The sequence below is a fragment of the Actinoplanes sp. NPDC049118 genome (genome assembly GCF_040648555.1).
Lineage (GTDB): Bacteria > Actinomycetota > Actinomycetes > Mycobacteriales > Micromonosporaceae > Actinoplanes.
Genome location: NZ_JBEZDY010000042.1, coordinates 62,954 through 68,953 on the forward strand (window position 1 = coordinate 62,954; position 6,000 = coordinate 68,953).

At 67.5% G+C, this 6,000-nt stretch carries 5 protein-coding genes; 4 read left to right on the top strand and 1 reads right to left on the bottom strand.

Annotation, left to right across the window (positions count from 1 at the left end):
• The first annotated feature begins 175 nt into the window (after positions 1 to 175).
• The 4 genes from AB0B58_RS39935 (at position 176) to AB0B58_RS39950 (ending at position 5,152) form a co-directional block, all read left to right on the top strand.
• Entirely contained in the window at positions 176 to 1,141 is a 966-nt protein-coding gene (locus AB0B58_RS39935) for a tyrosine-type recombinase/integrase (RefSeq protein WP_360235725.1), read from the top strand.
• A gap of 115 nt (positions 1,142 to 1,256) precedes the next feature.
• Positions 1,257 to 1,769 carry a hypothetical protein gene (locus tag AB0B58_RS39940; RefSeq protein WP_360235728.1) on the top strand — a complete coding sequence of 171 codons (513 nt, stop codon included), beginning with the start codon at positions 1,257 to 1,259 and terminating at the stop codon, positions 1,767 to 1,769.
• 420 nt (positions 1,770 to 2,189) lie between these two features.
• Positions 2,190 to 3,818 (top strand): RICIN domain-containing protein, encoded by a 1,629-nt coding sequence (locus AB0B58_RS39945; RefSeq protein WP_360235752.1) that lies wholly within the window; start codon positions 2,190 to 2,192, stop codon positions 3,816 to 3,818.
• A 44-nt stretch (positions 3,819 to 3,862) separates the two neighbouring features.
• The gene (locus tag AB0B58_RS39950) at positions 3,863 to 5,152 is read left to right on the top strand and encodes a NucA/NucB deoxyribonuclease domain-containing protein (protein ID WP_360235731.1); all 1,290 of its coding nucleotides are present in this window, start codon (positions 3,863 to 3,865) and stop codon (positions 5,150 to 5,152) included.
• Positions 5,153 to 5,202: 50 nt separating this feature from the next.
• Here AB0B58_RS39950 and AB0B58_RS39955 read toward each other — a convergent pair whose 3' ends face one another.
• Positions 5,203 to 5,586 (bottom strand): hypothetical protein, encoded by a 384-nt coding sequence (locus AB0B58_RS39955; RefSeq protein ID WP_360235734.1) that lies wholly within the window; start codon positions 5,584 to 5,586, stop codon positions 5,203 to 5,205.
• Positions 5,587 to 6,000 lie beyond the last annotated feature (414 nt).

Here is a 6,000-nt window from a genome sequence, read left to right on the forward strand (position 1 = left end):
CCTGGTCGGCGAGGCTTGTTGGTTGCCTGGGGGTCAAGGGGTCGCAGGTTCAAATCCTGTCAGCCCGACAGCGAGAGGGTCTCTGCAGGTCAGAGGCCCTCTTTTGTGATCTTGGAACGTTCTGCCGGGTCGAGCACGCCGCTTGTAGACCCCTTGACTCGGCAGGTGACCAGACATGCCCCTGTTCCACCTCAACTCCCTGTGCGATGGCCTCGAGGGCGGTGACTGGGCCGGCTTTCTGCGCGACTGGGACCGGACCCTGCGCGCCGCGAACCGCCCGGAGACGACCCGCTACAACTACCTGCTCGCCGTGGCTCAGCTGGCCCGGTATCTGCGTTCCGACGAGAGCGAGTACCAGGGCTCCGGCGCGGCGCTCGATCCGACCGCGGTGAAGAAACGGCATATCGAGGCGTTCCAGTCCTGGATGATCGAGACCCGTTCCGCGTCGACGGCGCTGAACAAGCACAAAGGGCTGCAGCAGTTCTTCAAATGGCTCGTCGGCGAAGGCGAGATGGACACCTCGCCCATGGATCGGGTGCCGCAGCCCAAGACGGAGAAGAAACTCATCCCCGTCATGCGGGACGAGGACACCAAGAAGCTGCTCGACTTCGTCGGCGCGAAGAAGGACTTCTCCGCGATCCGTGACGAGGCCCTGATCCGGCTCTACTACAACACCGGCGCGCGGCTTTCGGAGATCGGCAACCTCTTGCTGACCGACGTCGACATGAACACCCAATCGATCCACCTGCACGGCAAAGGCGCCAAGGACCGCAGGGTGCGGTTCGGCACGAAGACCGCCAGGGCAATGAGCCGGTACCTGCGGGCCCGCGCCAAGAAGCGGTACGCCGACGAGATTCCGCAGTTGTGGATGGCCGAACGCGGAAAGATTGCGCTGACACCGAACGGGATCAAGCTGATGCTCAAACGTCGCGGCCACCGGGCCGGGGTGGGGCACGTCCACGCGCACCGGTGGCGGCACAACTTCGCCCACGAATGGCACAAGGCCGGCGGTAACACCGGCGACCTGATGCTGCTGCTCGGCTGGTCGTCGGAGGAGATGCCGCGGCACTACGGTGCCAGCGCCGCCGCGGAGCGGGCGCAGGAACTGCAGACCCAGCTCGGCATCGGCGAGAACGTCTGAAGGATCGCAGGGAACTTGGCGGCTCGGCGGCCCTTTGCGCCGGGAACCGGGGGAGGCGAGGCACCGGTGTGCGGGTCGACCAGGGGTCGGCCCGCACCGGGATCAGCTTCGGCCCGTGGCATCGGCGGTGCATATCACGACGGCGGTCATCACCGCCCACACGGCACGGCTGGCGACCACACGGTCCGAGAACCTATCCGCCCCCATGGTCGTGGTGCTGTGCCGGCTCGGCGAACACTCCATGATCAAGAAAGGGGGCCGCAACGCCCGCGGCGGCCGCCTAGTTCCGCTGGTCAAGCATGCGCTGGTGCTGGCCCTGTTCGGCTCGGCGCATACCGCCAGCGTCTGGGTGACACCGCAGATTCTTCGTCTGGTCTGCCAGGCCACGGACTGTGTACCTCGCGCTGTGGCGGCAGCCGGCTGGGCGACGATCGCCGCTGTCCCCGCCGCGATCGCCTGTTGTGCTGGCAGTCTCTGTACCGGCGGGTGGTGGCACTGGCTCATCATTGCGATGACGGCACTGCTGGCAGCCCCGTGCGGCTGGCTGATACCGGGTCGCCGCGACTGCGATTCGTCCGGACGCCTTCGCGCACGGGCCTGGTCGGACACCTCCGCGGCGCGCACGTGACCCGCATGGCCTGAGTCCCGGCCGAACATCATTCGGGACACGCCGCGTTCATATTCATTGAAATCGATGGTTTCCCTCGCCTGAGAACACTGATAGGAAGAAACGGCGCTCATCGATGTTATGCGCCTGCGGGGTCGTGCCCGGCCCCGTCGGCGCATGCTCGGCCTTCCGACAGTCGGAGGGTCGGCGCGTTGCTACGGGGGAGGTACGGGCATCGTGCAAACACGTCTTCGACCGGGTGGCCGTGGACGGCGGATGGCGGCGCGAGTCGTGGTCGCCGTCCTGGTGGTAGGGAGCCTCGTCGCTGTTGCGGAACCGGCACAGGCTGCCACATCGGCGCCGATAGCCACAGGGGCTGGGGCGTCGACTGACGCCCGAGTGTGGGAGATCGTCGGTACGGCGGCGGCGTCACGCGTGCGGATGACCCCGTACCGGGTCGGTGTCTCCGGAGCGGCGGTCGACAACCAGCGGTGGCGGTGGGAACGGGTCGCCTCGAGCGCGACCGCGGGAATCACGTGGCGGATCAAGAACGTCGCTAGCGGGTTGTGTCTTGACAAGAACTCGTCGAACGCCGTGGTGATCTCCGCCTGCGGAACTGCTACGAGTCAACGGTGGCGAGCTCCGCTGGACGATCCGTTCGGCGGGTGGACGCTGGTCAACGGCGCCAACTCTCAGTGCCTGCAGGTGGTGGGATCCAGCACCGCCAACGGTGCGCTGCTGCAGACGGCGGCGTGTTCGGGCATCGCGTCCCAGGCGTGGCGGCTGCGCTCGGCCCCGCTGGACTGCACGATCCGCAGCCGGGACTGGACGATGACCGAGGTGTGTGCGTCGCAGTCGGCCGAGCGGATGATCGGCGTCACCGCGAACTGGCGGCACTACCCGATCACCATGTCGTGGCTGGATCCCGAGCTGTATATCCTGACCCACACCACCAACGTGTACACCCAGGTCAGGCCCCTCAAACCCGACTTCAGCCAGGGGGCGACGGGAGTCGAACTCGGCAGCAGGGCGCAGCGCAGCACCCAGCAGACGGGCACCGTGTCGTACTGGGCGTACTGGCTTGAATGGAACGCGAGCACCGAGCAGTACCACGCGTTGACGACCAGCCAGGCGCCCCGGTCGGACACCGCCGACGGACGCAACCACACCTACATGCTGCTCGGCAAGGGCAACGCCGGGCAGTGGGATGTGCTGTACGACTACAACACCGTCGCGACCTCCGCGTTGCAGGCCGGAGGCAGCACCCGTTCGTCGCGCAGCGGAATGGCGGTGCGGTATCCGCAGGCGACGACGACGGCGACCCCGTTCGACCTGCGTATGCAGCTGATGGACGGCAACGGCGTATGGCGGCGCCCGTACCTCGGGGAGACCGGCACAGGAGAGCCGAAGACGTGTGAGACACCGCCGCGCTACGAGGACTGGATCTACGACACGGTGAACATGCCACCGAACTGCTTCGCCGCCGCATACGCGACGCGGGCCGGCGCGACGGCGACCGACCCGGTGCAGACGGACGCCTTCACCGTCGGCAAACCGGCCACCAGTACCGCACTCACCACCGCTGCGGCCCCGGCCCCCGCCACGGGTCCGCAGACCCTCACCGCGGCCGGAGTTCATCACGGCGTCGACCAGCAGGCCCTCGCTGCCTGCCTCGACAACGCCGCGCGTAACTGCATCGAAGAAGTGCCCGGCCTCGGCGCCTGCGTCGCGGCCCGGGCCATCTGCAACGTCACCGGCCGCGTCTCGGCGGGGAAGCCAGCGTCGACCCCCATGACCGCTCAGGAGGCGGTCAAGGCCGCCACCGGCACCTTCGCCGTCGTGGGCCCGGCGCGCACCGCCACTGTGACCACCCAGCGGCAACCTGACGCCCGCCTCACCGCCGATGCGCCAGTGGACGGGCCGGTGCACGTCGTGAGGTCAACAGCGCGGGTGCGGTCCCTGGCGGCATCCCACGACAAGGTGTACGACGGATACACGGCGGTGTTCGAGGCAGCGTCCGGACGCATGATCTCCGCCTGCCTCGGTACCGGCTGCCGGGAGGCGTCGTGACCACGGTCAACCACCGGCGAACGCCTCCGCGAAGGAGCACACTTATGATCACCAGAACGCTGGCCCTGGCGGCCGCGCTCGCTCTCGCCGCGATTCCTTCAGCCTCGGCCTCGGCCCGCCCGTCAACGCCGCCGCCCGCGCCGACTCACGCCTTCATCGAACAGGGTGAACGGTCCGCAGCGCCGGTCACGATCCCCGTGCCACCACCGAACGCGTTCGTTGAAGAGGGCGTACGCACGCCGCCGTCGAGCCCTGCACCGGCTGGCGGCCCCGCAACCCTGCCGGTCAGGCCGCAACTGGGACCCGACGACCCGCCGCCGCCACCGACCAAGGAGGAGTGCCGCAGCCAGCCGGATGCCGAAACCCGGCCGGGTGACCTCAGCGGCTGGTACAAGAACCGGTACAGCTGGTGCGCCTGGGGCGAGTTCGCCGCGCAGGGCCGCGACGTCGGCACCGGCCAGGTCAGGGCGAACTTCGACGCCGACTTCACCGTCATCGGGTACGGCAACAACGGCGCCCGCCAATTCGACTACCTGGTCTATCTCGAAGACATCGACTACACCGGCGCCGACGTCAACTGGGTGGCGGCAACCGTCAAGGTCTCTTTCGCCGGCTGCAACACGTCGATGACCTGTCCCAACACCAGCCGGTTGGCGGCCGTACCGGCGTGGCAAGCGGCGAACACCGCCGCGTTCACGTTCACCTCCGCCGAGGTCGCCGGCGCCGGTATCCAGCTCGTCGGCGCGACGATGACGCTCAACATCGACTTCGCTACACCGACCCAGCCGGAATGGGTCTGGGGAGCTCCTGCCGGACTGGACGTCGCGACCTCACCGATCCGCTACGACTCGGCCAGCTATGTCGGACGGGCTCGCGGGGCGGTGTTCCCCGACTACCGGCTCGTGCTGACGGTTGACCTCAAGCAGGCCAATCAGAACGAGAGCGCCCTGCACATCCTGCAGGCATTCGACCGGCCACAGCTGACGTTCCCCAGCTGGGTAGGCAAGAGCGTACCCGGCAAGACCGAGCCGCTCACCCGCATGTACAACGACTCCGCCAAAGACAGCAACCGGCGAAAATCCGAAGCCATGTGCACCGCCACCTTCGGCCCGTGGGACAGCAATCTGGACAACTGCGACGAGTTCCCATTTGCGTCCACCTACGAAGGCTCCAGGACCGGCCCCGACACCTACCACTGGGGCGAGCGGTACTCCGTGCGACTCATCGACAGGATCGACAACCAGCACGTCGGCAACCAGCTCCTCGAAGTGGACCTGTATCGCGCGCAACGCGTGCTGGATGGCGACAAGTTCTACGTAACCGTTCTGCAGTAGCGCCTGACAGCGGGGTGCCGGCACGGCCAGCAACCGCGCCGGCACCCGCATCACTCGTCCTCATCGTCGTCCTCCCACCGCGGCTCGGGCGACACCTGCCACAGCGAGATCTGGTAGCGCTCGACTCCCGCCAAGGCCTCCGCGATGGCGTCGATGTCCTCCGGACCGCCCGGGCCGGCGCCCTGCTCCCGCAGTAGACGGGCGCGGGTCCGGCCATAGCCACACACCCGTACCCCGTAGGTGCCGGGACCTGCCGGAAGCTCCACACCCCGCTGGAACGTCTCGTCCACCGAGTACAGGACACTGAGCACCCCGCCGGGCATTTCGAGCTGCCCGTCGCGGAGAAGATCAGCGGCATCGTCGGTGGCGGGCGCCTCGTCGAACACCTCGACCTGCACCTGCATCCGAACCAGGTCGGTCGTCACCTCGACCATCACCGCATTGGCCGCCCAACCGACAACCTCACGACTGGCAGCTGCCAACGCTGTAGCGAAGTTCTCGGACTCCTCACAGGTTGAATCGTGAAACCCGAACATCCGGTAGTTGGCACTGACCGCCGTGCGCCATGCCCGAGTCGAACGTGAGTCCATGCCAGTCCCGCCCGTTGTCGTCCTCCGACGATCTACCACCACGACAGGCGGAGAGCGCCGGTGTTCTCGAACCAGTCGTAATCAGAGGATGTGGACACTTTACGACCATGTCGCATGGTCGGCGGTAGCAAAGCGCGTGCACGGAGGCCGAATCGGGCTGTCCCGGGACTGTGGATCTTTCGGTGTTTCCGGTCTGACCCGCCGGGCGTAGCCCGGCGAGGAAGGTGCCGTGATGACGACGACACTGGATGGTGTGAC

Coding starts and splice junctions, on each gene's coding strand:
- AB0B58_RS39955 (WP_360235734.1), bottom strand. CDS start 5,586: ATGGTCGAGGTGACGACCGACCTGGTTCGGATGCAGGTGCAGGTCGAG.
- AB0B58_RS39945 (WP_360235752.1), top strand. CDS start 2,190: ATGACCCCGTACCGGGTCGGTGTCTCCGGAGCGGCGGTCGACAACCAG.
- AB0B58_RS39935 (WP_360235725.1), top strand. CDS start 176: ATGCCCCTGTTCCACCTCAACTCCCTGTGCGATGGCCTCGAGGGCGGT.
- AB0B58_RS39950 (WP_360235731.1), top strand. CDS start 3,863: ATGATCACCAGAACGCTGGCCCTGGCGGCCGCGCTCGCTCTCGCCGCG.